General features: G+C 33.5%; 21 protein-coding genes. 12 read left to right on the top strand and 9 right to left on the bottom strand.

Features of this window, described 5'->3' with window-relative positions; genetic code table 11:
* From AVL50_RS33455 to AVL50_RS30435, 4 genes are all read left to right on the top strand, one after another.
* Positions 1-2,995: hypothetical protein (locus tag AVL50_RS33455; RefSeq protein WP_216639111.1), on the top strand; the 2,995-nt coding region annotated here is incomplete at its 5' end.
* Between the two features lie 100 nt (positions 2,996-3,095).
* Positions 3,096-4,235 carry a leucine-rich repeat domain-containing protein gene (locus tag AVL50_RS30445; RefSeq protein ID WP_062621491.1) on the top strand — a complete coding sequence of 380 codons (1,140 nt, stop codon included), beginning with the start codon at positions 3,096-3,098 and terminating at the stop codon, positions 4,233-4,235.
* Between the two features lie 48 nt (positions 4,236-4,283).
* Positions 4,284-5,546, top strand: coding sequence for a leucine-rich repeat domain-containing protein (locus AVL50_RS30440; protein WP_062621490.1), 1,263 nt, complete (start codon positions 4,284-4,286; stop codon positions 5,544-5,546).
* Positions 5,547-5,717: 171 nt separating this feature from the next.
* Entirely contained in the window at positions 5,718-6,857 is a 1,140-nt protein-coding gene (locus tag AVL50_RS30435; protein ID WP_157491705.1) for a leucine-rich repeat domain-containing protein, read from the top strand.
* 18 nt (positions 6,858-6,875) lie between these two features.
* Here the strand turns inward: AVL50_RS30435 and AVL50_RS30430 are convergent, their stop codons facing one another.
* On the bottom strand, positions 6,876-7,790 hold the full coding sequence (locus AVL50_RS30430) for a hypothetical protein (RefSeq protein WP_157491704.1): 915 nt from the start codon (positions 7,788-7,790) through the stop codon (positions 6,876-6,878).
* An 8-nt stretch (positions 7,791-7,798) separates the two neighbouring features.
* Positions 7,799-9,247, bottom strand: a complete 1,449-nt coding sequence (locus AVL50_RS30425) for an MBOAT family protein (protein ID WP_062621486.1) — start codon at positions 9,245-9,247, stop codon at positions 7,799-7,801.
* Positions 9,248-9,769: 522 nt separating this feature from the next.
* On the opposite strand from AVL50_RS30425, the gene AVL50_RS30420 reads away from it, so the two are divergent.
* The 3 genes from AVL50_RS30420 (at position 9,770) to AVL50_RS30410 (ending at position 12,817) form a co-directional block, all read left to right on the top strand.
* Positions 9,770-11,029, top strand: coding sequence for a 4Fe-4S binding protein (locus tag AVL50_RS30420; RefSeq protein ID WP_062621485.1), 1,260 nt, complete (start codon positions 9,770-9,772; stop codon positions 11,027-11,029).
* Positions 11,026-11,760, top strand: a complete 735-nt coding sequence (locus AVL50_RS30415; RefSeq protein ID WP_216639110.1) for a flavin reductase family protein — start codon at positions 11,026-11,028, stop codon at positions 11,758-11,760. Before AVL50_RS30420 ends, AVL50_RS30415 begins: the two co-directional genes overlap by 4 nt.
* Positions 11,761-12,271: 511 nt before the next feature.
* On the top strand, positions 12,272-12,817 hold the full coding sequence (locus tag AVL50_RS30410) for a hypothetical protein (RefSeq protein WP_157491703.1): 546 nt from the start codon (positions 12,272-12,274) through the stop codon (positions 12,815-12,817).
* 291 nt (positions 12,818-13,108) lie between these two features.
* Here AVL50_RS30410 and AVL50_RS30405 read toward each other — a convergent pair whose 3' ends face one another.
* Positions 13,109-13,405 carry a hypothetical protein gene (locus AVL50_RS30405; RefSeq protein WP_062621481.1) on the bottom strand — a complete coding sequence of 99 codons (297 nt, stop codon included), beginning with the start codon at positions 13,403-13,405 and terminating at the stop codon, positions 13,109-13,111.
* A 463-nt stretch (positions 13,406-13,868) separates the two neighbouring features.
* On the opposite strand from AVL50_RS30405, the gene AVL50_RS30400 reads away from it, so the two are divergent.
* The gene (locus AVL50_RS30400; protein WP_082796077.1) at positions 13,869-15,278 is read left to right on the top strand and encodes a CapA family protein; all 1,410 of its coding nucleotides are present in this window, start codon (positions 13,869-13,871) and stop codon (positions 15,276-15,278) included.
* A gap of 8 nt (positions 15,279-15,286) precedes the next feature.
* Positions 15,287-17,665: a DUF3160 domain-containing protein gene (locus tag AVL50_RS30395; RefSeq protein WP_082796076.1), complete on the top strand. Its 2,379-nt coding sequence runs from the start codon at positions 15,287-15,289 to the stop codon at positions 17,663-17,665.
* Between the two features lie 408 nt (positions 17,666-18,073).
* On the opposite strand, the gene AVL50_RS30390 is transcribed toward AVL50_RS30395, so the two are convergent.
* Positions 18,074-18,382 (bottom strand): hypothetical protein, encoded by a 309-nt coding sequence (locus tag AVL50_RS30390; RefSeq protein WP_157491702.1) that lies wholly within the window; start codon positions 18,380-18,382, stop codon positions 18,074-18,076.
* A 91-nt stretch (positions 18,383-18,473) separates the two neighbouring features.
* Here AVL50_RS30390 and AVL50_RS30385 point away from each other — a divergent pair, with 91 nt between their 5' ends.
* A complete protein-coding gene (locus tag AVL50_RS30385; protein WP_062621473.1) occupies positions 18,474-18,863 on the top strand; it encodes a hypothetical protein in 390 nt (129 codons plus the stop codon).
* Here AVL50_RS30385 and AVL50_RS30380 read toward each other — a convergent pair.
* The 5 genes from AVL50_RS30380 to AVL50_RS30355 all read right to left on the bottom strand — a co-directional run bounded on the left by AVL50_RS30380 (position 18,855) and on the right by AVL50_RS30355 (position 23,637).
* Positions 18,855-19,766, bottom strand: coding sequence for an AraC family transcriptional regulator (locus tag AVL50_RS30380; RefSeq protein ID WP_062621471.1), 912 nt, complete (start codon positions 19,764-19,766; stop codon positions 18,855-18,857). The two genes, AVL50_RS30385 and AVL50_RS30380, sit on opposite strands and share 9 nt — an antisense overlap.
* A gap of 7 nt (positions 19,767-19,773) precedes the next feature.
* On the bottom strand, positions 19,774-20,130 hold the full coding sequence (locus AVL50_RS30375) for a hypothetical protein (protein WP_172826953.1): 357 nt from the start codon (positions 20,128-20,130) through the stop codon (positions 19,774-19,776).
* Positions 20,127-21,044 (bottom strand): oxidoreductase, encoded by a 918-nt coding sequence (locus AVL50_RS30370; RefSeq protein WP_062621466.1) that lies wholly within the window; start codon positions 21,042-21,044, stop codon positions 20,127-20,129. Before AVL50_RS30370 ends, AVL50_RS30375 begins: the two co-directional genes overlap by 4 nt.
* Before the next feature lie 1,160 nt (positions 21,045-22,204).
* Positions 22,205-22,615 (bottom strand): hypothetical protein, encoded by a 411-nt coding sequence (locus AVL50_RS30360; protein ID WP_062621462.1) that lies wholly within the window; start codon positions 22,613-22,615, stop codon positions 22,205-22,207.
* Positions 22,612-23,637: a hypothetical protein gene (locus tag AVL50_RS30355; protein WP_157491701.1), complete on the bottom strand. Its 1,026-nt coding sequence runs from the start codon at positions 23,635-23,637 to the stop codon at positions 22,612-22,614. The genes AVL50_RS30360 and AVL50_RS30355 overlap by 4 nt, the downstream gene beginning before the upstream one ends.
* Before the next feature lie 796 nt (positions 23,638-24,433).
* Here AVL50_RS30355 and AVL50_RS30345 point away from each other — a divergent pair.
* On the top strand, positions 24,434-25,003 hold the full coding sequence (locus tag AVL50_RS30345) for a helix-turn-helix domain-containing protein (protein WP_062621457.1): 570 nt from the start codon (positions 24,434-24,436) through the stop codon (positions 25,001-25,003).
* Between the two features lie 633 nt (positions 25,004-25,636).
* The coding region (locus AVL50_RS30340) for a DUF4062 domain-containing protein (protein WP_062621495.1) at positions 25,637-26,619 on the top strand (983 nt) is incomplete at its 3' end.

Here is a 26,619-nt window from a genome sequence, read left to right as displayed (position 1 = left end):
ACTGTACAATGAGTTGTCTGAATACTTATATGCTCCTATTCAATGGAAAGATCAAATTCGTGTAGAAAATAAAGAATATAGTAAAGAAGAGATAATCAGGAGAGAAAAAGAAAATAATGAAATTTCTAAGCCAAAGCGAAAAACAGCTAAAGGATACCTTGTTCAATTTGATAATGATGGAGCCTATGGTTATATGGTTTTTAAGGGGGATACGATAGATGGTATTAAAGAGCGTTTTGGTGTTAAACAATCCGACTTAGAAAATGTGAATTATTGGCATGAAGTACATGAAAATGGACAGTATGAAGATAGTGTAGGGATCTTTTGGCTGCAAGAAGGAGATATTGTGTATTTACCTGAATATTATACACCTAAAAATGGTACACTATTTTATAGCTATGATAGAAATACAAATACTGGTATTAAAGTTAAGAAGGAACAAGGAAAATATGAAAAGAACTTTTTAGGGGAAAATTTAACTTATAAATACTTCAAAGATAGGCTAAAAGAATTTGCAGATCAGTTTGATGACAACACAAGGACGTACAGCTTTGATCTTTCAGGTTCAATATCTATTTCTGCACAACTTTCAGTATTTTTCTATTTAGGTTTAGATGGAAAATTTGGAGCATCAATAGCCTCTGGTAATACGAGAAGTTTGGGTGTTAATTCTTATTGGAGTATTGGTGGAAACGCAGGTTTTGGGAATAAATCTGTTGCAAATATTGGTGTAAGTGGAGAATATAAGCAATCACTAGGGATGCTTGAAGCGCTGAATGGCAGTTATACCTCAATTAAACACTTTATGGCATTTCTTGACTTAAATATGTACAGTTTTATGCTCCAAAATGAATGGACTGTTCCTCTGTATAAAATGGGAATTGATGATGAATATTGGAATCATGTAATGTCAGAAGAGGGAGATGTCTATCATGAGTTGTCAAAAGGGTATGTTAGAGCAGTAAATACAAGTTATGTAGGGCAAATTGAAGGAGGCCTTAAAGGAGTAGGAGGTTTTAATGTAGGGCATCAATCAGTGAGTGTAGAAAATTATAGTGTTCCCCAAATAATAAGTTTTGATGAAGTCAAAGCTTACTCCAAAATTAAATCCAATGACCAATTAAAAAAGTATAACAAAGAAGACGTTAGTAATAAAATATATGCTACTCTTAAGGTCGGTGATGGAGCTGAATGTAAATTCTCTTATGATACTGTAGAATCTAGTTTAAACAGTAATAATCTAGGAGAATACTTTAATATTAGTCTTACGATCAATGAATATGACATTAGTACTAATACTAATGGAGAAAAGGATTCAAATGGTGTGAAAACTGTGTACAACTTCTTCAATGATGTGATGACGAAATATAAGAGTGAGAATTCTGAAACTGTTCTTGATTGGACGAAACAGTTTGAGAAAAATAGTACAGAGTTAAAAGATGAAGTGAAATGGAATAATCGAAGTATAGCTCATGAAGAAGCAAAAGAAGAAAAAAGAGTAGCAGAAAGAAAGTTAGAGAAGCAACAAACGCAGCAAAAAATAGACACAAGTAACGAAGTCGCTGAAAGAAACACCGCTAAAAGTGAGAGAGCCACAAACCCCAGTAAAAAAAATAAATATATTGAAAAGGCTGAAAGAGCAAAGCAAAAATCAGCTGATCAAACTCTGCTTCAGCAACAACAGGAAAGAAAAGCAAAGATTGAAAGTGAAAATTCAAAAAGAAAAACAGAAAGCTTAAAGCTAAAAAATAAGATTAGGGAAAAGAAAATTGAAAAAATAGAAAAGTTTGAAAAATTATTTAATGAGAAATTTAAAGATTTAAGAGATAAAAAGTTAAAAGCTACAGCTAGTACATCGAATAAAGAATATACCAAAATAGATGTCTCGTTTCAGCTGCTTCCTGGAGATTTCAAATTACACTATATGAGAGTAACAACAGGAAGGGCCTTTAGTGCAGATGCAACAGTAGGTAAAGCAGGATATGATGTTTCTGGTAAAGTACAAGGCAATTATGAGGTAGAAATCCTTGAAATGATGGGTGAAAATACCATTGCTTACGCGTCATTGGTTTACAATAGTATTTACAAAGAAGGGATTAAACGTCTTAATGGTGATAAAAAGAAGGAATATGATAGTTTTGCTAATAATATTCTAGGTGATATCCAAAAAGGTGATAGCAATAGAATTTTGTCTATGGTACATCATAAGTATATCCAAGATTTAGGAAAGTATAATTCTACTATCCACGATTACTATTTCGGTCAGATTATGGGAGGAATTTTGCATAACTTTGAGATGGGATCAATTTATAATAATACTTTCGAGATGAGTAAATGGCCTCCAAATAAACAGAAGAATTTTGTCAGAGCTGTAGACTATATAAAAGAAAATATTTCTGCAGAGAAATACCCTTCATTAATTCTAGCTTATGCCGAACAAATGAAAAGCTATGGTAAAACAGGGGCAATGGATCGCCTACGTGAAATCATTTTGGGAGAAGAAACAGCCAATAAACAATGGAGTAAGTTTAAAGATACGAGAGGGCAAGTAAGAGCATCTGATAATCTTCTCACATGGAAAGGGCTATCTCAAGCAGGAGTAGAAAAAACAACAGGCTTTGATGAAATAAGAATCACAAAAGACCAATTGAAGAAAATTGCCGTCAACTTTGGAGTAAAAGTGAAGACGGCTGTGGAATGCTATGCTGAAGATGTACCAAGTGAACAAGCTACTTGGAACGATTGCCCTATTGATGATTTGAGTCCGGGGCAAGCTCATTTATACTTGGGTGATATTAAAGATATAGTGAAGTATATCCAGGGAAATAAAGATAAGAAAGATCAAAAAACTTTAAAGATCTCTGATTTTATGAAATCTCTATTAAATGATGATTATGACACCAATAAGATAGATCTAAGTGTCTTCGAAAAAGATATATTATTTCCATTATTAATTGAGAATATTGTTTATGGAAAACAATTACCAAAAAACTAAATAATAATATATATAATTTGTCCTAATAATGAGAATACAAGACAATTTTTACTTAATCGTAATACTATTTTTTTTAACAAATTGCACTAATTATAAAAGTATGACTGAACATGAATTGAAAGAATATTTAGATAATAAATATGGTAATGATGTTAATTATAAAACCGAAAAAGACGGACATATTTCTAAAGTTAAATTTGTTGATATTCCATCTCTAACCGAAATTCCAGAAGAAATTCGCATATTCAAAAGGTTAGAAGAAATAAAAATTATCAACTGTAATGTCACAGAAATTCCTGAATTTATAACAGAATTTACAGAGTTAAAGTACTTGTGGTTAGAAGGAAACCCTATCAAAGATTTACCTTCTTTTATTACTAAATGTCATAAATTGAAGTTATTAGATTTAACTTCTACAAATGTAAGTAGCTTTCCAGAAGGTTTTGGTGAACTACCTATTACAAATGTATATATAGAAAATACTAGAATACAGGGGTTTCCAAGGGAATTATATCAATTTGATGGCTTAAAAGAATTACATCTAAACCCCATCAATGAACTTCCATCAGATATAGGCAGTTTCAAAAAGCTGAAACATTTAAAAGTAGCTTTAAAAAGTTTTAAATATTTGGATACTATAGAGAGCATTGAAAGCTTTACTCTCAATAATAGTACGGGTTCGCATTTACCTGAAGGATTAGGTAATTTACCTTTATTGAATGATCTGAATTTGAGGTATTGTAAAAACCTTTTCAAGTTACCTGCTTCAATGGGTAATTTAAAAATGTTATTGGGGTTAGATATAACAGGGTGTTCACGAATTACCGGCCTTCCTTCCTCACTAAATCAAGTGCCTATTGGGATATTAAAACTTGACGAATGTAATGGTTTAAGATCTGTACCAAAAGGCTTACAAGTTGGAAGTATTTGGGCAGAAAATGTGACATGGAAAAGTATGCCAGTAGGAATTTTTGATAGCGAAGCAAGCGATCTGAATGTAATCAATCATCAAATCACAGATATCACAGGGATTGGTAGAATGAAAAACTTAGAGAACTTAGACCTTACCAACGGAAAAATCAAGCGTATCCCTCCTGATATCAATCAATGTACAAAGCTGAACTTATTGCTTTTAGAAGGTAACGAAATTGAAAACACTTATAATGCTGAAATTTCTGAAAATGTGGATACAAGGCTTTTAGGGAATCCTGTTTTTGATAGGGAGCAGATTGATGAGTAAAATACATTCTTGTAGTCAACTAAACTTTTTCTTCATTCTATAGAGCAAATGAAACAAAACCATATTTCTATTGGTACTGTGCAACGGAAATTGACTAGTGCTAAATACTTCTATTATTTCATTAGCAGTGTAGTGACTATACTACTGGTAGGTTGTACTAATTACAAAGACATGGAAGAAAAGGAAGCATTTGAAAAATTATACGCAAAGTATAATGTTGAATATTATGAAAATGATAGTAATGATGAACATTTAACAATGATTGTGATAACAGGTGAACCTTCACTCACGGAATTCCCTGAAGAAATGCAAGCTTTCAAGAAATTACAGGAAATAAGATTTATCAATTGTAATGTCACCGAAATTCCTGAATTTATAACTGAATTTCCTGAACTCAAAGCATTATGGTTGGAAGGAAACCCTATCAAAGTATTACCATCATTTATCACAAAGTGTCGTAAACTAAATATATTAGATTTATCCAATACAGAAGTAAGTCAATTCCCTGAAGGATTTGGGAATTTACCTATCACAAGTTTATATATTGAAGGTTCAAAAATACAAGGTTTTCCCAATGAACTATATCAATTTGACTCCTTAATTCATTTATATCTGAACCCAATAAATGAGCTACCCTCCGATATAGGTAATTTCGAAAAGTTGAAACACTTAAAAGTAGCATTAAAGAGTTTTAAATACTTAGATACCATAGAGAGTATAGAACTATTAATACTTAACAATAGTACAGGAACTCATTTACCTGAAGGTCTAGGCAATCTACCTTATCTAAAGGGCCTAAATTTGAGATATTGTAAAAGCCTTTTTAAGTTACCTTTATCATTAGGCAACTTAGCGTTTTTATCAAAACTTGATTTAACAGGGTGCACAAGAATCACAGGTTTACCATCAACTCTTAATCAAGTTCGTATGAGAATATTAAAACTTGATGAATGTAATAGTTTAAGATCTGTGCCTAAAGGTTTACAAGTTGGAAGTATTTGGGCAGAAAATGTAACCTGGAAAAGTATGCCAACAGGTATTTTTGATAGTAGAGCACATGACCTCAATGTTATTAATCATCAAATCACAGATATTACAGGGATTGGAAGGATGAAAAATCTGATTAACCTAGATCTCTCAAACGGAAAAATTAAACGTATTCCTCCTGATATTAATCAATGTACGAAACTGGATTTATTTATACTAGAAGGTAACGAAATAGAGAATACTTATAATGCTGAAATTTCTGAAAATGTGGATACAAGGCTTTTAGGTAATCCTGTTTTTGATAGGGAGCAGATTGATGAGTAAAATACATTCTTGTAGTCAACTAAACTTTTTCTTCATTCTATAGAACAAATGAAACAAAACCATATTTCTATTGGTACTGTGCAACGGAAATTGACTAGTGCTAAATACTTCTATTATTTCATTAGCAGTGTAGTGACTATACTACTGGTAGGTTGTACTAATTACAAAGACATGGAAGAACAGGAAGCTTTTGAAAAATTATACGCAAAGTATAATGTTGAATATTATGAAAATGATAGTAATGAGGAACATTTAACTATGATAGTTATAGAGAACGACCCGTCTCTTACTGAATTTCCTGAAGAACTTCGAGCTTTTAAAATGTTAGAAGAAATTAAAATCCTCAACTGTAATGTAACCGAAATTCCAGAGTTTATTACTGAATTCACAGAATTAAAGACATTACGTTTAAATAATAATCCTATAAAAGAATTACCTTCTTTTATTACAGAGTGTAAAAAACTAAATTTATTAATTTTAACCTCTACAAATATTGAAAGGTTACCAGAAGGGTTTGAAAAGCTACCTATTACTGGCTTATTTTTACAAGGAACAAAAATTAAAGGTTTTCCTGATGTTATTTTTCAGTTTGATTCATTGGAACACTTAGGTTTACCTAAAATGAATGAATTGCCATCAGAAATAAGCAATTTTAAAAAACTTAGTGTATTAAAAGTCGAATTGAAAAGTTTTAAATATTTAGACACAATAAAAAGTCTTCGAAATTTAACACTAAACAATAGTACTGGTGCACATTTGCCAGAAGGGTTAGGAAACTTGCCTTTATTAGAACATTTACATTTAAGATACTGTAAAAACCTTTTCAAATTACCCTCAACTATGGGTAATCTTAATGGGTTATGGGGACTTGATTTGACCGGTTGTTCTAGACTTACAGGATTACCTTCTTCTCTTAATCAAGTACCAATAGGAATATTGAGACTTAATGAATGCAATAACATACGTTCCGTACCAAAAGGTTTACAAGTTGGAAGTATTTGGGCTAAAGATGTAACCTGGAAAAGTATGCCAGTAGGAATTTTTGATAGCGAAGCAAGCGACTTAAATGTTATTAATCATCAAATCACAGATATCACAGGGATTGGTAGAATGAAAAACTTAGAGAACTTAAACTTGACCAACGGAAAAATCAAGCGTATCCCTCCTGATATTAGTCAATGTACAAAGCTGAACTTATTGCTTTTAGAAGGCAATGAAATAGAGAATACTTATAATGCTGAAATTTCTGAAAATGTAGATACAAGACTTTTAGGGAATCCTGTTTTTGATAGGGAGCAGATTGATGAGTAAAATAGAGATGAATTTTGTTTACAGAGTTTTCAAATCTTCAATCAGTAACATTGTCCTCAAATCTACTCCCTTTTTTGAGAGATGGTAAGGGCTGTTAAACATGAGTTCCTGTTTAAAAATATAACGGTCAGGGGAACCTATGATTGTGAGTGGAGTTTTTTCCAATTCCTTTTGCACTTTTCGGATACTTTTGATGCTGTTCTTGAAAGAGAGTTGCTGAAGGGCAGGGTAGGAAATATACAATTGAGCATTCTTCTTTTTGATTTCGTTTTCAAAGTGTAGAATATATTGTAAAATATCTTGATTGAACTTAGAGGTATCAATTTCTGCTAATGGAGGAAAAGGTCTTGGAGCCAAATTCCAGTGTGCATTGACATCTCCATATTGATTGAAAGAATGTACGCTATAAATATCACTTTCTGAATAAAAGAAATATTCAAAGGGATTGAATTTTGAAAAGGCATAAGGTGGAACTTCCATCAAAAAGGAGGGAATTTGTTGCCATTCTAACAGCTCGATATTTGTTTTGTTGAGGTCCAAAATTGTTCTAGCTAGTTCAACGGAACAGTTCCTGTTTTGAATATAAAATTGGGTGTATTCGGGGATGACAATAATAATGTCACCTTTTCTAATATATCTTTTGATGCTCGCTAAATTATAGCGTATTCCAATTCCCTCATTGATGCCCATATTGATCACAGGCATTTGTAAGGCTTCTTGAATCAGTTGACTGTTCAAACTAAAGCTTAGGTTAGAGCCTCCTACGAAAATAATTCTAGGAGATGAAGTCTCCTTAAGGCGTTGGTCTTTCTGGATTTTAGCAAATAAAAGCGATTTAGAAGCTTTAGGAGTGGAAGGAAGGAAAATGCCTATCATGATGACAGTCATCAGAACGAGCAGAAACTGCAAGCCATTTTTTATAAACCTATTCATGTAATTTGCTAAAATTGAAAGTATATAAATTCTTGAGCAATACCCTTGTAAAGAAAAAGAATACCAATGATGATCAGATAAATTAACCAGCGAATATTCCTGTTTGTTACTTTTTCGATGTTTTTAAGAGCATAACTTTGGTCTCTTCCTAACCACTCTATCAACCAGAATATAAGGATCAAAAGCGGTTTTACTTTCCCTAAAACGGTAATTAATAAATAAGGAAATTCAAATATACTGCCGTCGAAAATCCCATTAATATAGCGTAAAGCATCTTTGACAGAAGGTGACCTAAAAAAGATCCATCCTAACACGACCAATCCAAAAGTAATACCCATCTGAAGTGCCTCTTTCCATGAAGGGAAAAGTTGGTGAGGGGCAATACTTTTAAGATATTGTTTATTTTTTTGAGTGAAAATTAAAGGCAAGAATAAAAGAGCATTAAGCAATCCCCAAACCAAAAAAGTCCAGTTGGCACCATGCCATAATCCACTGATAAGAAAGACAGTGAGTACATTGAAAATCGTTCTGAAGTTGCCGGTTTTACTTCCTCCCAGCGGAATATAAATATAGTCTCTAAACCAAGTATTAAGTGAAATATGCCACCTTCTCCAAAATTCAGCTAAGTTTCTAGAAAAATAGGGAGAATTAAAATTTTGCATCAAATTGAAGCCAAACAAACGAGCGGTGCCTATGGCAATATCCGAGTAACCTGAGAAGTCTCCATAAATCTGAAAAGCGAAAAAAACAGCACCAATAACCAATGTACTGCCCCCCATTTCGGTATAGTTTTCAAAAACCTGATCCACCAATAAAGCACAGTTGTCGGCTAAGATGACCTTTTTGAATAAACCCCATAAAATCTGGCGTAAACCGTCCACTCCATTGTGGTACTCGAAGGTTCTTTTTTGAGAAAATTGAGGAAGTAAATGTTTGGCCCTTTCAATCGGCCCCGCTACAAGCTGTGGGAAAAAGCTGACAAAAGCAAAAAAGGAAATAATGTCGTGTGTAGGAGTGATTTTCCTTTTGTAAACATCAAGGGTATAACTCAAGGTTTGGAAGGTATAGAAACTGATACCTACGGGAAGAATAATTTGCAAACGGTGAATATCCATTGTATTCCCGAAAAGCGTAAAAGCGTGTGTAAAACTTTCAACAAAGAAATTATAATATTTGAAGAAGCCCAACAGGCTTAAATTCATGAGGAGACTACAATACAAAAGTAATTTTCGTTGAGTCTTATTCTCTGTTTTTGAAAGCCCAATCCCCACTCCATAATCCACGCCAGAACTAATGATGATTAATGCCAGAAAACGGTAGTCCCACCACCCATAAAAAACATAACTCCCAACGAGAAGGAGTCCATTTTGCAAGGACAAACTTCGTGGAGTTACAAACCAATAAAGGAAAAAAATAATTGGTAAGAAAATCGCAAATTCAATAGAATTAAAAGGCATTCAAACGACTTTAGGAGAAGATTTGTATTGCACAAAATAAATCAAATCTTAGAATATCAAAAAGATTATCGAGTATAAAATCAATAAATTCTTTTACTTCAATATTACTTCATTTCTATCAAAATTAAAGCATTTTCAAAAACTAAAGACTTTGATGAATACGAAGAAGAAGACGTATTCTAAATACATTCCTTGAGAATAAATTGTCTAGAATCTTATATATCTTGGCAGAGAAGTACTGGGACATATCACTAAGTACAAATTCAAAATTATCTAATACTAATTCTATTTATTGTTTTGCGATTACTTCCTTCAAAAAACTTTTAATAGAACCACTATTCATACGTTTTTTAGCGTTGTACTCACAAAAAATAAATTAGAATTAACTATGATTTATTTTTGACTTAGTACCTAGGAAAAAAGAATTATAGTTTACAATGTAGCAAGTTTGCTTGGAGCACCAGTTTTGATATTGAATAAAGAATTGGAAAGCCCGTATCATCAAAAAAATAGAAAAACTAAATGACAACAGAGGTAAAGCAGAAAAAACGCACACCACCAAAGCGTCCTGTCAGAAAATTAAAGAAAAAAGAACCTCAAAAAGGACTGAATTCCCTTCAAGCGTATAATCTTTACAGGATGGTTTTGATAGCTCTCCTCGTTGTGGCAGTAGGAATTTCAGGAGGTTGGAAATTACCTTTCTTAAAAGAAGAAGGACACAGAAAGAAGATTGTAGTGACTCAAGCACATTTGGAAGATATTTTCAAAAAGGCGAAATATTTTACAGTTGACGCACAAAAGAAGTATACTGTCTATAATCAATACAAGGATATAATAGGGTACGCCATTTCTACGCACGATTTCGCAAGCCACATCAGAGGATTTGCAGGCGAGGTTCCTGTGTTGATTGGGTTTGATAAAGATTCAACAATACAAGGAATGCAAATGCTGCAACACAATGAATCCGGAGAATACATTGAGTTTATATTGGATGATAAGTTATTGGAGAAGTGGAACGGTCTGACCTTTGACCGGGCTTTGCATAATGAGGTCGATGGCATTACTTCAGCAACAGAAACCAGTGAGGCCATCATCAAAACAGTTCAGGTTACTTTATCCGAAGTCACCGGCCAAGAACTTGTAAAAAGGCATTATCATTGGACCTTGATTTTACAATGGTTACTTACCTCAGCCACTTTGATTTTTGGTTTGTTGGTATGCTTTTATCGCCCCATGAAAAACTATAGGACCACAATGTTGATCATGGTGACCATAGTAATGGGTTTTGCATATCAGAAAATGATTTCGATTTCTTTTCTACATGGATGGATCGTCAATGGTATTTCACTAGATTCCAATTTGATTTCAGTAATTCTGCTTGGTCTTTCTGTGCTTTTACCAGTGACTACAAAGAAGCAATTTTATTGTCATTATATGTGTCCATTTGGTGCTGCACAAGAATTGGCAGGGAAAATTTCCCCTTTCCAGAAGCGGAATATGAACTTTCTAAAAGTGAGATCCATTCCATTACAAACTGTGGCCACCATCATATTAATCAGTTGTATTATTCTAGGTGAATATCCCGAATTATCATTTGTAGAACCATTTCCTTCTTTTTCTTTCAGAATAGTTTCATGGTGGATGATTGGTTTTGGGTTATTGTTTATTGGCCTTTCCTTTTTCTATTCAAAACCATGGTGTAAAATCTGTCCAACTGGCTTTGTGTTGGATAATTGTAAAAAACGATCAGCAAGAGATAATAAAAAATACCAAATTTTATGAAAACGAGTGAACTTTTAAATATAGTATTGGTCATCATCCTTATCGTGGTATTAATCCGTTATAATGTTAATGATGCCAATGGAGAAATAAATGAAGCGTCTATTGTCAATTCCACAGCGGTGATGGACTCTTTGCATGTCAAAAAATCGGTTGGGAAAAGGCCATTTCTTTTTCCGATGCCCGTTGGGATTATTGGGTCTTACGACAGTGCGGGAACACCCAATATTATGGCAGCGTCGTGGATTGGTATTGTAAATTCAAAACCGACAAGTATTGGAGTTTCTCTACGCCCTGCAACCAAAACCTATGATAATGTTATGAGAAACCAAGCATTTACAGTGAATATTGCCAATGAAAAATTGATAGAATATGTAGACTGGGTGGGGCATTATTCTGGGCGTGATATCAATAAATTTGATGTTTTACCGCTTACACCCGTGAAATCAAAATTGGTCAATGCTCCCTATGTACATGAGTTTCCAGTAGTATTGGAATGTAGAGTGGTGAGGACAACAAATTTAGGAAAACACACTCATTTTGTGGGTGAAATCATGGATGTGAAAGTGGATACAGCTATACTGAAAGCAGATGAGATTTTTGTAGATATTAATAAATTACGTCCTGTTATGACGGGGCATGGATCTGGTTATTTTGGCATTGGTGACAATTTAGGAAGAGGCGGGAAAGTGTATCAGAGATTGGGAATTACTCCTGAAGTAGAGTCGAAATAGTTTTGAAACATGAGTGGGTTGAATTAAAATTCGCTCATGTTCCACAATATCCCATTTATATATAGTATTTGTCAATACATTGTAAACCAAGTTTCGTTATTTATAGTATTTAGAAATCAGGAGATTTCTAATGATCTGTAGGGCGCAAATGACACTAACGCTTAACATTCGCGCCAGTGAACTTTCTACCCTTTTAGTTTGGTAGTACTCCCTCGGCCTTGAAGGGAAAAGCGTTAAGAATTTCATGTATTGAGCCGTTAAAAATGATTTTTTGTTTGAGCTTCAGCGAGTTTAAAATCATTTAGGCGAAAGGAATGGAATTTAGCTTTTGACTTCAAAGCCTTGAATTTTTTGCTTCGTTTTTGTTTCAAGACAAAGAAGAAGGAGGCTTGAAAGAAGAACATAAAAAGCTTGCAGAAATATCAAATGGAAGTTGATGATAACTGAGTTTGTAATGTATTAAGTATATTGTAAACAAATTTTTTTTCAACTGCCAACTGGTATTTTCAAGATGAAAAAAGGGATACTCTTTTATATATTAATACATGTGACACTGTTTGCTTTATGCCAAAACAAAAAAGAAATTATTACTTCTATTCGGCAGAAGTATAAGGAAATCAATGCTTATGAAAAGTATGATGTAATAACACTGAGTAATGATGATTTTATTGAAGAGAATATAGCGCTCACAGGAGAATTGAAGTGTTATTCAAAAGAAGGTTCTATCCAAAAAATTGTTGAAAAATTCTACCCTTCTTATGGTGCGGTAACCATAGAGTATTATTATGATGATCAAGAATGCTTGCTATTTGTATACCGTGAAGTACACGTATTTAATCATATTTTACACATAGCTGACACTGTACCTTATGTAGAACCCGATGCAAGAGATTTGAAATTGATCTCCGAACGCCGTTTATATTTCTATGAAAATGAGCTGATTGAATTAAAAAAGAAAGGAAGAGATCAATTTATTTTACATGAAACAGATGAAGAACTTTTAGAGTTTGTTTACCATCACTCAGAATTTAATCAAAAGAAGATAAAAGAGCAGTGATTCCAAAACTCTCTACATATAAAAAGAGTCACCCCTTTATTGCTTTAAGTTTAAAATAAAAGAGGAGTGACTCTTATTGAGTGTCAAATCAAAAACAAGATTTTATTTTCTTTCAAATAAGTACTAAGTCAAAAATAAATCATAGTTAATTCTAATTCTAATTTATATTTTGTGAGTTCAACGCTAAAAAATGAATTAATAGTGGTTCTATTGAAAGTTTTTTGAAGGAATTAATCGCAAAACAATAAATAGAATTAGTATTAGATAATTTTGAATTTGTACTTAACGTTATTAGTTAAAAGAAATACAGCCATTTTTGATGTAGATTTTGTCACCTTGGCTCACATTCACCTTACCGCATTTGGTATAAATTACAGCACTGCTGCTACCACCTTGGATGGTCACTGAACCCGTACGGCTACCATAGAAAGTCACTTTCTTTGTACTTCCTCCAATTTCAGCTTCAAAAGTATAGTCACTAGAGTCATTGTTCTGATATCTTAGTGTAACAGCGGCATAAGCGTTTAAGGCAAAAGCCAAAATTGCCACGAAAATTGAAGCGGATAGAAGTTTGATTGCTTTCATCATAATTAGTTTAATGGAGGCCGATGAAGACCCGGATGGTTTATATTCATTGAGGCTGTCCCTGCTCACAAAACAGCTGAATAAAAGGAATAATTAAAAGAGCAGTAGAATATTCTATATCTTATAGAATAAAACACCAGTTCGTTTAGTTTATTTTTAATCGCTAGTAAGTCCTGAGAACTTTTATTAGCGGTTTTAGATTTTTTAAAGTACAATAAATTATTAGTTATACGATATTCATTTCGATATTAGAACAAAGGTTTTTAATTTCAAATCATTGTACAATGTTATTCATTTTTTAATTTATATTTTTCTAAATAATATTTATAAAATACAATTTTAAATAGTATTGATAGATGAATGCTGAAGTAAGTTTTTTCATTCAAAAATGGATGAATATAAAGTAGAAGCCTTACCTTAGCATCAGTTAAAGCTTCTGATCAGATAACTATTGTACTTTAATTCAATGATAAACAAACTGACCTTTTTATTATTGATGAGCTGTTTGCTGTCATGCCATAAAAAAGATGAAAAACTAAAAATTATTTTTACAGGAGATATCATTCTGGATAGGGCCGTCAAATATGAGACGAGGTTCCATGGCGACAGCTTATTGGTCAACGCTTTTAATATTTGTGAGGGCCATGATTTTACGGTAATCAATCTTGAAGGAACTATCACTGAAACGGGACAAAAACAAAAAGACCGCTATAACTTTAAGTCAGAGTATAAAAATGCTCGCTTATTAAAAGAGGCAGGAGTAACGCATGTGTCAATTGCTAATAATCACATTTTTGACTATGGTGAAGAGGGCTATAAGAATACAATTCGTACCATCGAAGACAATGCATTGGAGGTATTGGGACACAAAAATGTTCCTTCTATTATAAAAAAAGGGAACAAGCAATGTGCTATTTTATCTGCATCCTTGACAACTCATAATGAGAATTTGTCTATTTCTTCTGCCAAAGCATTGAAGCAGAGTGTTGAACAGTTTGTCCGCCAGCATGAGGAAATCCCATTGATTTTGTATTTGCATTGGGGCTATGAGATGCAAACTAAGCCACAAAGATGGCAAGTTGATTTAGCCACGGAATTGATTGATTTAGGTGTCGATGCGATTATTGGTCATCATCCACATGTCACACAGACCATTGAGTTTATAAAAGATAAACCGGTGATTTATAGTTTGGGCAATTTTATAGCAGATCCTTATATGCCGGAGGCAAAATCATGTTATGTCGTGTCGTTAGAAATAGATCAAGAAATAAAGGAAGTCAACATCACTCCTGTCTACTTGGAGAAGTACTTTCCTAAAATTTTGACTTTAGAGAATCAGATTCGGGCTTTAAAAGAACATCTCCGATATTCTAACGTAGCTTTATTTCAAAATGGTCAACGATGGAAATTAAAACAAACTCGTCACCTTCATTTTTCTGAACCTACTTCTTTATGGATGATTTCAGAAAAAAATACAATTTCAATGCTCAAAAAACTCTCTGATAATTCACATCTCCTTAAGTTTGAAAAGGGTGGGGTGTCTGCCAATGCGGTCCGTTTGCATGGTACACTTTCTGAATTTCAAGTGGGTGATATTAATAATGACCAACAGGTGGATGTATTGGTGGGAATCACAAAAAAGGTAAGGTTTGACCCCGTGCTCAAAAAACGGGTCAACATTTATACTTTTAAAAATAAAGCATTGAAACCTTTATGGCTAGGCACCAAGTTTTTGAATGATGTAGAGTCTTTTGGAATTTTAGAAGGTGAACATAAAAATTATCTGACTACTGTAGAAGTCGTTGATGAGAAAAATAAAGTGGAAAGAGTTTATGAATGGGATGATTTCGGCTTCGCACTAACTGAACTTAATTAATTAAAAATATGAAACTTAAACTAAATCTATTGATGCTCATACTACCTCTCTTACTGACCAATTGTAAGGAGGATCATGGTAGTAATGAAACGCAGACCAGTACTGTAGCAAAGCAAACTTCAACTCCACAAGAGGCAGGGAAGAAAGAAAATAATGTTGCTCCCAAAAACAAAACACTGGAGGAATATTATACCCTTCCGCATATCGAAGAGTTTTACGGCCGAGATGCATTGAAAAATACAAAGTTTCCTAGTTTTGACTATTCGAAAGACCTGAGGACTTTATCTTATGAGGAATTGAGAATTGTAAGAAATGAGGTATTTGCCAGAAATGGATATTTATTCAAAGATGGTTTTTTGAGAGGTTATTTTAATCAATACGATTGGTATAAACCCATTTTTGATGCACCTGATTTTAAAGTTGAACTGAATGAACAGGAAAGAGAGTTTATCAGTAAAGTCAAAAAAGAAGAATCCAAACGAAAGGAGAGCAAGACAGTAGAAAAGGAAGGGTTGGCCCTTTATAATGCTGACTTGATCGTTAATACAAAACAATTTACAAAAGTGCCTGATAAAGTGCTTTCTGATTTTGAAAAGCAAAACTTCAGTCTTGTGAATGCCAATAGGTCATTGCCTTTTTATATTTATGATAATAATGCTTACCAGCATATTCCACATTACATCACCACGGACTTGTATCTGTTTATCATGCACAGGTATTTTTCCCGTTTTCTAGAGAAGTTTGAAGAAAATTACCTTTCAAAAGAACTGCACAATATATTGAAAGGAACCTCCAATCAATTGAGTTCATTTTCAAATGATTATAGTAAGGAAGTGGAGTGGGCACAAACCTATTGTAACTTGGCGTTGTATGCTTTCAATGACAGCTCAATCTCAATTCAAGAGGCCTTCCAACAAGAAGCACAAAACATTACCAAAGAAAGTGGCAAGCCCTTTTTCATCAAGAATGATTTTGTAAGTTATAATGATTTAAAACCAAGGTCGCATTATACAAAATCGGAAAAACTCAAAGGATATTTCAAGGCGTTTAAATGGGTGAGCTTGAATGGTGTTGATATTGATAATCAAGATGAGCTAAGAGGTTTTATCACCCTTGCGTTTGCAATTAAAAACAACCCTAATCTGTATCAAAGATATAAGAAATATAAAGCGGACATTGAAAAACTAGCGGGGGCTGAAGATAATTTGTCTATCAGTGATTTATTGGAATGGATAGATGTAAAATCTTTAGAGGAGGTTTTGGCAGAAACCAAAGTAGCCGAAATTCAAGCAAAACTGAAATCCTCTACAAAAGAAAAAATTAAAGGAGTTTTCTTCACGCCGTCCGAAGAACAAGGGAAAAAGAGACTTTTCTTCTTCTCAAGTACGTATTCCATAAGTGGAGAGGTTTTCAGTAAACTGGTTTCAGACAAAAGAGAATTTCCAAAGTCACTGGATGTGCCCGCTGTATTTGGGAATCAAACGGCCGGGAAGATTTTATTGGAAGAATATAAGGAAAATGAAAAGTGGCCTGACTATCAGTCCAACCTTCAAAACCTTCAGGAACAGTTTAAATCGTTTTCAGAATGGGACCATAATTATGGTTTCAAGGGAGTAGAAACAGCACTTTCAGCATATGGAGAGCAGGAACGCTATCCTAATTTTATGAAAACAGATGCTTATAATAGAAAAGAACTTTCAACGGCATTAGCATCATGGACACATGTCAAGCACGATTTAGTTTTATATCAAGAAAGACCTTGGGCAGCGGAAGGTGGACAAGGTGGCGGGCCAGAGCCTCCATCACACTATAGCTATGTGGAGCCCAATATGGTTTTCTGGGAAAAAGCACTAGAATTGGTAGATTGGCTCGAAAAACTGTCAGAAAATAAAGAAACTTCCTATGATGCTGAGCTGGGCAAGATCAAAAGCTTAGGGTATTTATTGAAAAAAGTGGCCGAAAAACAATTGAATGGAGAGAGTATATCGGAAGAGGATTATAACGATTTGCATCATGTAGGTGCCACGATTGAATACATATTATTGGGGCTTTTGGAAACGGATCATCTTACTGAAAGAGAAAAGTCAATGGCACTGATCACAGATATTTTTAGCAGTAATTTCACGTTTCTAAATGTGGCCGTAGGTCACGCAGATGATATCTATGTTGTAGTGCCTATAAAAGGAGAGTATTACATAGCAAGAGGAGCAACGTTCTCTTTTTATGAATTTACTAAAGGGCAATTAACGAATGACGATGAGTGGAAAGCCACCGTAAAAGAAAATAAAGTACCCAATAGGCCGAAGTGGATAGAACATTTAATTCATAATATACCTCCTTTGGAAGGGAATATGCAGTTCAGGTACCCAGGTGCTTATTATGACTAAATACACTGTAAAGTAAGTTTTCATTATTTATAGTGCTTAGAAATCAGGAGATTTCTGATGGTCTGAACGACACGAATGATGCTAATGCTTAACATTCGCGCCAGTAGGCTTTCTGCCAAATAGTTTGCTTCCATCGGCCTTGAAGGGAAAAGTGTGAAGAATTTCATGAATTGAGCCGTTAAAAATGATTTTTTTGTTTGAGCGCAGCGAGTTTAAAATCATTTAGGCGAGCGGAATGAAATTTAGCTTTTGACTTCAAAGTCTTGAATTTTTTGCTTCGTTTTTCATCAATGGAAAAATGAAGAAGAAGAAAGCTTGAAAGTAGATCATAAAAAGTTTGTAGAAATATTGATTGAAAGTTAATGGTACTTTAGTTTACAATCTACCACACTGTAAAGTAAGTTTTCATTATTTATAGTGCTTAGAAATCAGGAGATTTTTGATGATCTGAAGGACACGAATGATGCTAACGCTTAACATTTGCGCCAGTAGGCTTTCTGCCAAATAGTTTGCTTCTATCGGCCTTGAAGGGAAAAGCGTTAATAATTTCATGAATTGAGCCGTTAAAAATGATTTTCCTGTTTGAGCTTTAGCGAGTTTAAAATCATTTAGGCGAAAGGAATGGAATTTAGCTTTTGCCTTCACAGCCTTGAATTTTTTGCTTCGTTTTTGTTTCAAGACAAAAATGAAGAAGAAGAAAGCTTGAAAGTAGATCATAAAAAGTTTGTAGAAATATTGATTGAAAGTTAACGGTAATTAACTAAAATACAATGAACAATAATTTTTCACTTTAACTGAAAACATAAAAATGGGAAAACATGCGAATGCTGAATGGTATTTAGAATCCAGTAAAGCGTTGATAGATCAATATGGAGACGTTCCACCACCTTGGGTTTATGGACCTAATTATCATCCTTATAGCATAGGTTGGAGAATGGGAGGAGGTGAATCACATCTTATGATTTTATGGGAATGGTTAAGCCAACAAAATTTTAGTTTTGATGACCGCTTAAAATATCTACAGAAATACCCGAATCCTCCAAGATGGTTACAGTGGATTGTCGAGTTTTTATGGGATATAGATACAATGGATTTCGAAGACGAAGATTATGCTCCTTATTTTAAAAAGTTGGAAGAATTAGGGTTCGAAAATGTAGAGAATTTTGAAAAAGATTTTGAGCGGAATGATTTAATTTAATCCCACCCTAAACTCCTTAGGCGTCTTTCCAGTTTTATTTTTAAATAGACGGCTGAAATACTGCGGATATTCAAAGCCTAAAGCAAAAGCAATTTGAGAAACACTTTTATTGGTGTTGACTAAATCTGTTTTTGCTTTTTCTATTACATGAAGATGAATGATATCTTGTGCGGTACAGCCAGTCTCTTTCTGCAATAAATCACTCAAATAACTATCGGAAAGTGAAAGTTGCTTTGCAAAATAACTGACTTTTGGCAATCCATTTTCAATGACAGCATCTGAATGAAAATAATCTTTCAGCAACCGCTTAAATCGGCTAAGGATTGTAGTATTTTGATTTTTTCTTGTTAGAAACTGTCTCCCATAAAAACGTCTGATGTAGTTGAGTAATAATTCAATACTTGAAACAAGTACATCTCTGCTGTATTCATCCATGTTCGATTCATATTCCTCCACAATCTTCTCTAAAATAGCATTGAGTGTAGCTTTTTCTTTGTCCGACAAATGAAGTGCCTCTTTGGTTTCATAGGAAAAAAAACTATAATCTGAGATTTTATCATAAAGTCCATATCCAAGAATCAAATCAGGATGGAAATAGAGCGCCCAACCTTCTAATTCTCCTTTTTCCGAAGTTTCATCCACTTCAATAATCTGATTTGGAGCAATACCAAATAAATATCCTTCAGAAAAATCGAAATATTCTCTGCCGTATCGAAAGGGATGAGCGACTTTTGTTTTTAAAGTAATGGCATAAAATGGAGTACCAATCTTTAGGTGCAGCATTTCTTTTGAGATGGCCACTTCTGCTAAATTAATCACTGATATCAGTGGGTGGTTCGGTTTTTTGTAACCAAAGGCCTCATGAAGTTCTGAAATGGAGTGGATGGTATAAAAAGAGCTCATTGTTCTATTAGTATTTCTTGTAAATCCACCAGCCTACGTAGATGAATACAAATTGAAAAAACAATCGGATACTGGTCAGCGGTTGTGGTCCGACAACTGGATCTTCTCGAAACATATCCCAGATATGCAGTGGTAAGAATGCAAACATTAAAAACATAAATGCCAAGCCTCCCCATTTGCGGTATTGTGGGAAGAAGAGTAATAATGCAGTGGTCAACTCTGTAATTGTAGCAAGCAGATTGGCCAAAGAAACAGGAATAAAACCTGGTATCATTGGAGCATAAAACTCAGGAGAGAGAAGATGAGCTACCGCACTTAATAGTAAGACGATAGCTAATACTATTGGAAGTGATTTTTTCATCAAGAATGAATTACAAAATTAGTATTTGTCAATTGTTCACTAAGTTGCCAAAGCTTTTGATTGGCACCGTTATCGTCTACCATTTTATTGGGTTCATTTAACACGGGGTAACCACGGTAATTTCCCATTTTGGCAGGGCCGTAATATTCACCACCTTTCGCATTAGGATCTGTGGCAGCACGCAATGTTGGTAATATACCCATTTCCACTTTTTGTGCCATCAAGAAATTAAGAATTCTACCTGCCCAACCCATATGCTGTTGCAAATTAGTGGCAGTATATCCAGGGTGTGCCATAATACACGTTATAGCGCTCCTTTGTTTTTTCAAACGTCTATCGAGTTCAGCGGCAAAGAGCATATTGGCCAGTTTACTTTGAGCATAGCTCGCCATTTTATCATACGATTTTTCAAAATGCAAATCATCCCAATAGATGTCAGCTTTATTCATCTTGGCTACTAAACTGCTCAACACAACAATCCTTGAATCGGGCGTTTTTTCAAGAATTTCCAGCAATTCATTTGTCAATACAAAGTGCCCCAAATGATTGGTTCCAAATTGAATCTCAAATCCTTGTTTCGTTTCATCACGTTTAGCAGGCATCATCACACCAGCATTATTAATAAGGACATCTAATTGCTGATATTTTTCCTTAAAAGCATTTGCAAAGGCTTTCACCTGATTTAAATCCGCTAAGTCCAACTGCATTAATTCGACATCAGCGGTTGGTGCCTCTTTTTTAAGGTCAAACATCGCCTTTGTGCCTTTGCTAAGATCCCTTGCCGTCATAATTACCTTAGCTCCTTTTTTTGCCAATGCTACAGAAGTTCCAAATCCTAAACCACTGTTGGCGCCTGTTACTAAAAAGGTTTTGCCTTTTTGACTTGGCATGTTGTCTACTGTCCAATTACTCATCATAAAACGGTTGAATAAGAATTAAGTACATTGTAAACTAAATTATCGTTAGCTTTCAAACAATATTTCACAAGCTTTTATGATCTACCTCCAAGCTTCTTTCTTCTTCATTTTTGTCTTGAAACAAAAACGAAGCAAAAAATTCAAGGCTTTGAAGTCAAAAGCTAAATTCCATTCCTATCGCCTCAATGATTTTAAACTCGCTAAAGCTCAAACAAGAAAATCATTTTTAACGGCTCAATCCATGAAATTCTTCACGCTTTTCCCTTCAATGCCGAGGGAGTACTACCAAACTAAAAGGGTAGAAAGCTCAATGGCGCGAATGTTAAGTGTTAGCGTCATTCGTGCCCTACAGATCATTAGAAATCTCCTGATTTCTAAATGTCAAAAACATTTGAAAATTTAGTTCACAATGTATTAAGTACTAAGTCAAAAATAAATCATAGTTAATTCTACTATATTTTTTGTGAGTCCAACGCTAAAAAAACGTATTAATAGTGGTTCTATTAAAAGTTTTTTGAAGGAAGTAATCGCAAAACAATAAATAGAATTAGTATGAGATAATTTAGAATTTGTACTTACAATAATTAGGATTAAAAGTATTCTGTACAAAGTATGAAGGAGAGGTTTGCTGTATTCAATACATCGTAAACGGAGTCTTCGTTAAGTTTCAATCGACCTTTCTACGAGACTTTATAGGATCTACTTTCAAACTTTCTTCTTCATGTTCCTTTCTACATATACAAATGTACTTGAGTAATAGGCCTTAGAATTTATACGTATTTCGGGAGTTTGTATACTTTTTCGGGATGGAGTGACTTTGTAAACTGAAATTTCGTCAAATATTGAATACTACATTGAAGTACGGTAGGGTGGTTGCATTGCAACGTTCTTACAGATCACCAAAAACAAACTATCCACAATTTACTAATAGTATGTTTCTGATCTTAAGTATTACTTCTTTGCTGAATTTGGTTAATATCAATTATTCTAACTTCAATTTCAAGGAGTTTTATAACCTGCTCTTAAAATCTAAAATAATACCTATGGCAAAAAAGTTCATTTAACTATTCATTTTAGATTCTAATGTATAGTCGCTTCGAAGAACTAGTCTAGTTTTATTTATAGAGAGTTCTCTAAATACGTTCATTGGATGATTTCGGTTATTCATCTCCCTCCATTTCCTTTTTCTTACTTTCTAATATAGCATTACAAAAAAATCCGTTTTGAAAAGAAAAAACTAGAGATACGACAACATCGTTTGATTCAGACAATGCAGAATATATCACACCAAAAACAATCGGACTTGCTACAAGAGATTTCCAAAGGTGTCTATCTTTTAACAGGTTCTTTAGCAAAATTTTAGGATGAAAATCGTCTTCTAATTCAATAAGCTTATGTATTCGTCCTGCTAAAATACCCAACAACATTGCCCCAGCTAAAAAAACGCCAAAGATTACTTCTCCATCGCTGTTGTGTTTAACAAGGATTAAGCCACTACTTCCACTTTCTGAGAAAATTGAAACTGCAATTACAAATACTGATGCAACAACTACTAAGAAAATATTTTTCATTTGATATATTTTATTTGTTCCTTTAATTTCTTGTATACTGATCCCTTAACTAGATAGTTAGGGATTTCTGGTTCAAAAACAATTAATGCATTTAGACATCTTATCAATAATGGAGGATGGGTTCCTATTGGCTGTTTCAAAGGAATATCATCTTTAAATTCGTACAGTTGAACAGGCAACTTTGATCCTGGTGCGCCAACAGCTAACGCTATCTGTTCAGCTAAGATATTCTGCAACCCTATGTATACACTAGTAAGGGTTCCTTTTGATGACTCCTTTAAAACAGTTAATGCAAATTCATCGGCCTCTTTCTCCATTTCTCGTGATTTTTGATTGGCTGTTTCAGGGGCAAGAAGACTTTCAAACTTAGAGATGGGTTTATGGTCGTAGGCAAAGTGTCCTATTTCATGCAAAAGTGCCCAAATCAGCACATGATGTGCTGAAATTAAGCTAGGCATACCGATTGTGATACGAAGATCTCCTCTTGGGTTAGTGAGCAAATCCTCAAGTTCCTCTTCTTTGAGCAAATAGTCTTTAAGGTGTTTCTCTATGAAATCGATATCTTGGAATTGGTAAAGGAATGATTGATCGCAAATAATAGTATTACTAAACGCTGTATATGTGCAGTTTCCTTCAAAATTTCTAGCCTCACTAAATTGATCTGGGTCAAAAAAATATATATTAATCTGATCAATACTCATTTCTCCATTAATGTTAACACCAGAGAGTTTAATACCTCTTAATTCTGAGGCATGACGTACCGCTATCTTCAGTGCATCAGCGCAAAATCCCTTTTTAGGATTACCCGGCCATCCGTAGTTATCTATTGGACCAGTTTCTTCAAAACGACTTTGTTTAAGAATTTCACTAACCTTTGGTAAGACCCACTTATTATGAGTATTTCCATATTTTACTATCGACTGAATATTGTTATCATTTTTTAGTTTGGATAGCTTAGCTATGAGAACAAGGATAATTAATGCTAAAATATGAATCCAAAATGCTAACCGTTTTTTCATCATTTTACAAATCATATATAAATTTTTAAAATTATGAATTTAACATATTTAAATCTAATAACAAGATCTTTATTTTTCAAAAATGTACATAATTGAGTAATCTAGGGAAATATCATTCTTAACTTCTCACAAAACGAATGTAAATATTTCTTATACAGAGTAATACAAAAAGCTGTAATCTTAAAATCAATGATAAAAATATGTTTTGAAACTTCTAAGCTATTTTTCATCAGATGATATTGATCGGTTAGATATAGGTTTTTTTATAACTTAAAAAAAGTGATTTTTTAATGAAAAAGATAGTCACCCTCTTTCAATGGTTTTAGATGAAATGAATCATAAACTGAAAAAGGTGTTTCTAATTTTATCAAGTTGCTTAAAATTAGGTTTTGGGCTACATGAAAACGAAGTAGAGACTTATAAAAGAATATCTAAAAAAGTAATATCAATTGATTTCTTTTATTCTGGTAAAATATGACAACGCATGAATTTCATGTAGGGTGGTTGCATTGCAACGTCCGTCTGCTCCATTATCTCCCCACGATTAAAATCATAGGCTCTTGAGGGGCCACCAGAAGAAATAGTCTTTTTCCTTTTAATTATATCGTGTAGATTTCTATATTCAAAAACAATCGTTGAGCATAAACCAAGAGATAGGTAAAACCACCCAAAAACCATAATTTCAATTATGGGTCTACGGATGAGAGCAAAAAACATCACAAATGATTTGATTCTTAATACTTTCGTATTACATTGAAAGAGCTTAACAAAATTAAAAACGGACTGTTTAACGAATTTCATGAAAAACCTTCAACTCTACCATAGAAAAGTTATCCAACGCCTTATAGAAGAAAAGAGATACTCTGTCAAGGAAATTGCCGAGGGTATAGAAGTATCACCTTCTACAATCTATCGTGAGTTAAAAAGAAATACCAATCCAAAAACCAAGAAGTACGATGCCGAGTATGCTCATAAATTATTTTTAGCACGAAAGAAGTTCGCCGGCTCCAAAAAGAAAAATCCATTCAGACATCACCCCATTAGAAGAAACGATTACGTGCTTTATGCCGAAAGAAAATATATCTATTGGTACTCCGATCAGTACTACGACCTCAAATTTAAGGGTAAGGACTACGATGATGTCTACCTTAAAAAATGGTATGCCTATCGTATCGGTAAAAAACATTTTCATCACAAAGACGATTGGCAATACTACGATCTTTGGATGGAACACTTTGGTATTATCAAAACACAGCAATTACAGCCCGGACCAAAATACTATTGGATGCGTGAACTGAACAAAGATCAACCACAATTCAAACTCTGGAAGAACCCAATCGCTGTATTGGAACAGAAGAAGTGCGTCTAATCCATTCATTTTCCATTAAAATTCATCTCAACTCGTCTATTTCCACTCACTTCACTCCACAATTTTTCACAAGACTCCCTACTCAGGGATTTTTTTATGCCCAAATTTCCCGAAGTCACACCAAAAACCAACAAGCACTCGAACTTGAAGAGATAATTTGCATTTGCTCACGAATTGAATTGAAAAAAATATTTTTGAATGCCAATCAATTCAAGAAAAACTTTTTTAAATGAACAGGTCTAAGCCATGAGTAACCTATTTTATATTTTTCCAAGCGTCGAAAGAATATTTTTTCATGTAATCTTGATAAGTGACAATAAAGATTTTTTTTTGCTACTCATTTATTATAGAATGGTATAGATCTAAGATCTGTATAAACCCTTTGAGGTCATAACTCTGCAATGACTACACAGATATCTACTCATGTGAGCGCTAACGTAGTAAGTGAAATAAAAAGTCCTCTTGATAATTTGTAATATATATTAGAATTGTGAAGCTTCGGATTTGAATATTTAAAGTTGTTTATTACCTTACTTCAAGTAAACTATTTTACTAATGGATAAACGCCATGGCGTATTAAAAAATATAATGTGACATGGTGGTGTTTATCAAATGTTAGCTTTCAAAAAAAAAATGGCAAAACCAAGAGTATTTATTAGTTCGACCTATTATGATTTAAAACATATAAGAAAGGGACTCCAAGAGTTTATCAATTCACTTGGATATGATTCAATTCTCTTTGAAAATGGAGATATTCCTTTTATTCATAATGAACCTTTAGATAAATCCTGTTATAAAGAAGTAGAACTTTCACAAATACTTGTTTTAATTATTGGAGGTAGGTATGGTTCACCCTCTTCAGACGAATATGAAAAATTGAGTCAAACTGAACTTGATAAGCATTATAAACATTATAATTCAATTACTAAGTTGGAATACGAAACAGCTAAAAGAAAAGATATTCCAATTTATATTTTCATTGAAAAAGGTGTATCAAGTGAATATGCTACTTATAAAAAAAATAAAGGAAATCAAGGTATAGAATATGCCCATGTGGACAATATTCAAGTATTTGAACTTATTGAGTCAATATATACACAGCATAGAAATAATCTTTGTCGAGACTTTGAAAACATAGAAGATATCACTAGATGGTTAAGAGACCAGTGGGCGGGATTATTTGCGACTCTTCTTCAAAATCAAACGGAACAAAAAGATATAAAGTCTCTAGAATCTCAAGTTGAAAGGCTAAATACAACTATTAATGGTTTGAAAACATATTCAGAGTCAATAATGAGAACGTCAAATTCTGAGGATTTTGAGAGTATAATTAAAAAGACAAATGAAAATATTAGGTTTAAAAATATTGAAATAGCTTTAAGAGACTCAGTGTTATTTCGTCATTTAATTGATTCTCATAAATATGAGATAGATAAAATAATTGAATCAATTATGGAGTCTAAATCGATTGAGGAATTTTGCATAATGATTGAAAACAATATGCCTAAAGGAGAGTCTTGTGGGATAGTGAACAATATTGATAATTTTGCTATTGAAGAGATAAATAAAATAAGAGAGCATATTTTTGGATTAAAGCCTTTTAGAAAAAGAAAGCT

Source organism: Flammeovirga sp. SJP92 (assembly GCF_001583495.1).
In the GTDB taxonomy this organism is placed as follows: domain Bacteria; phylum Bacteroidota; class Bacteroidia; order Cytophagales; family Flammeovirgaceae; genus Flammeovirga.
Note: the sequence above shows the minus strand (reverse complement) of the source record. Positions and strands in the feature narration are given on the sequence as shown.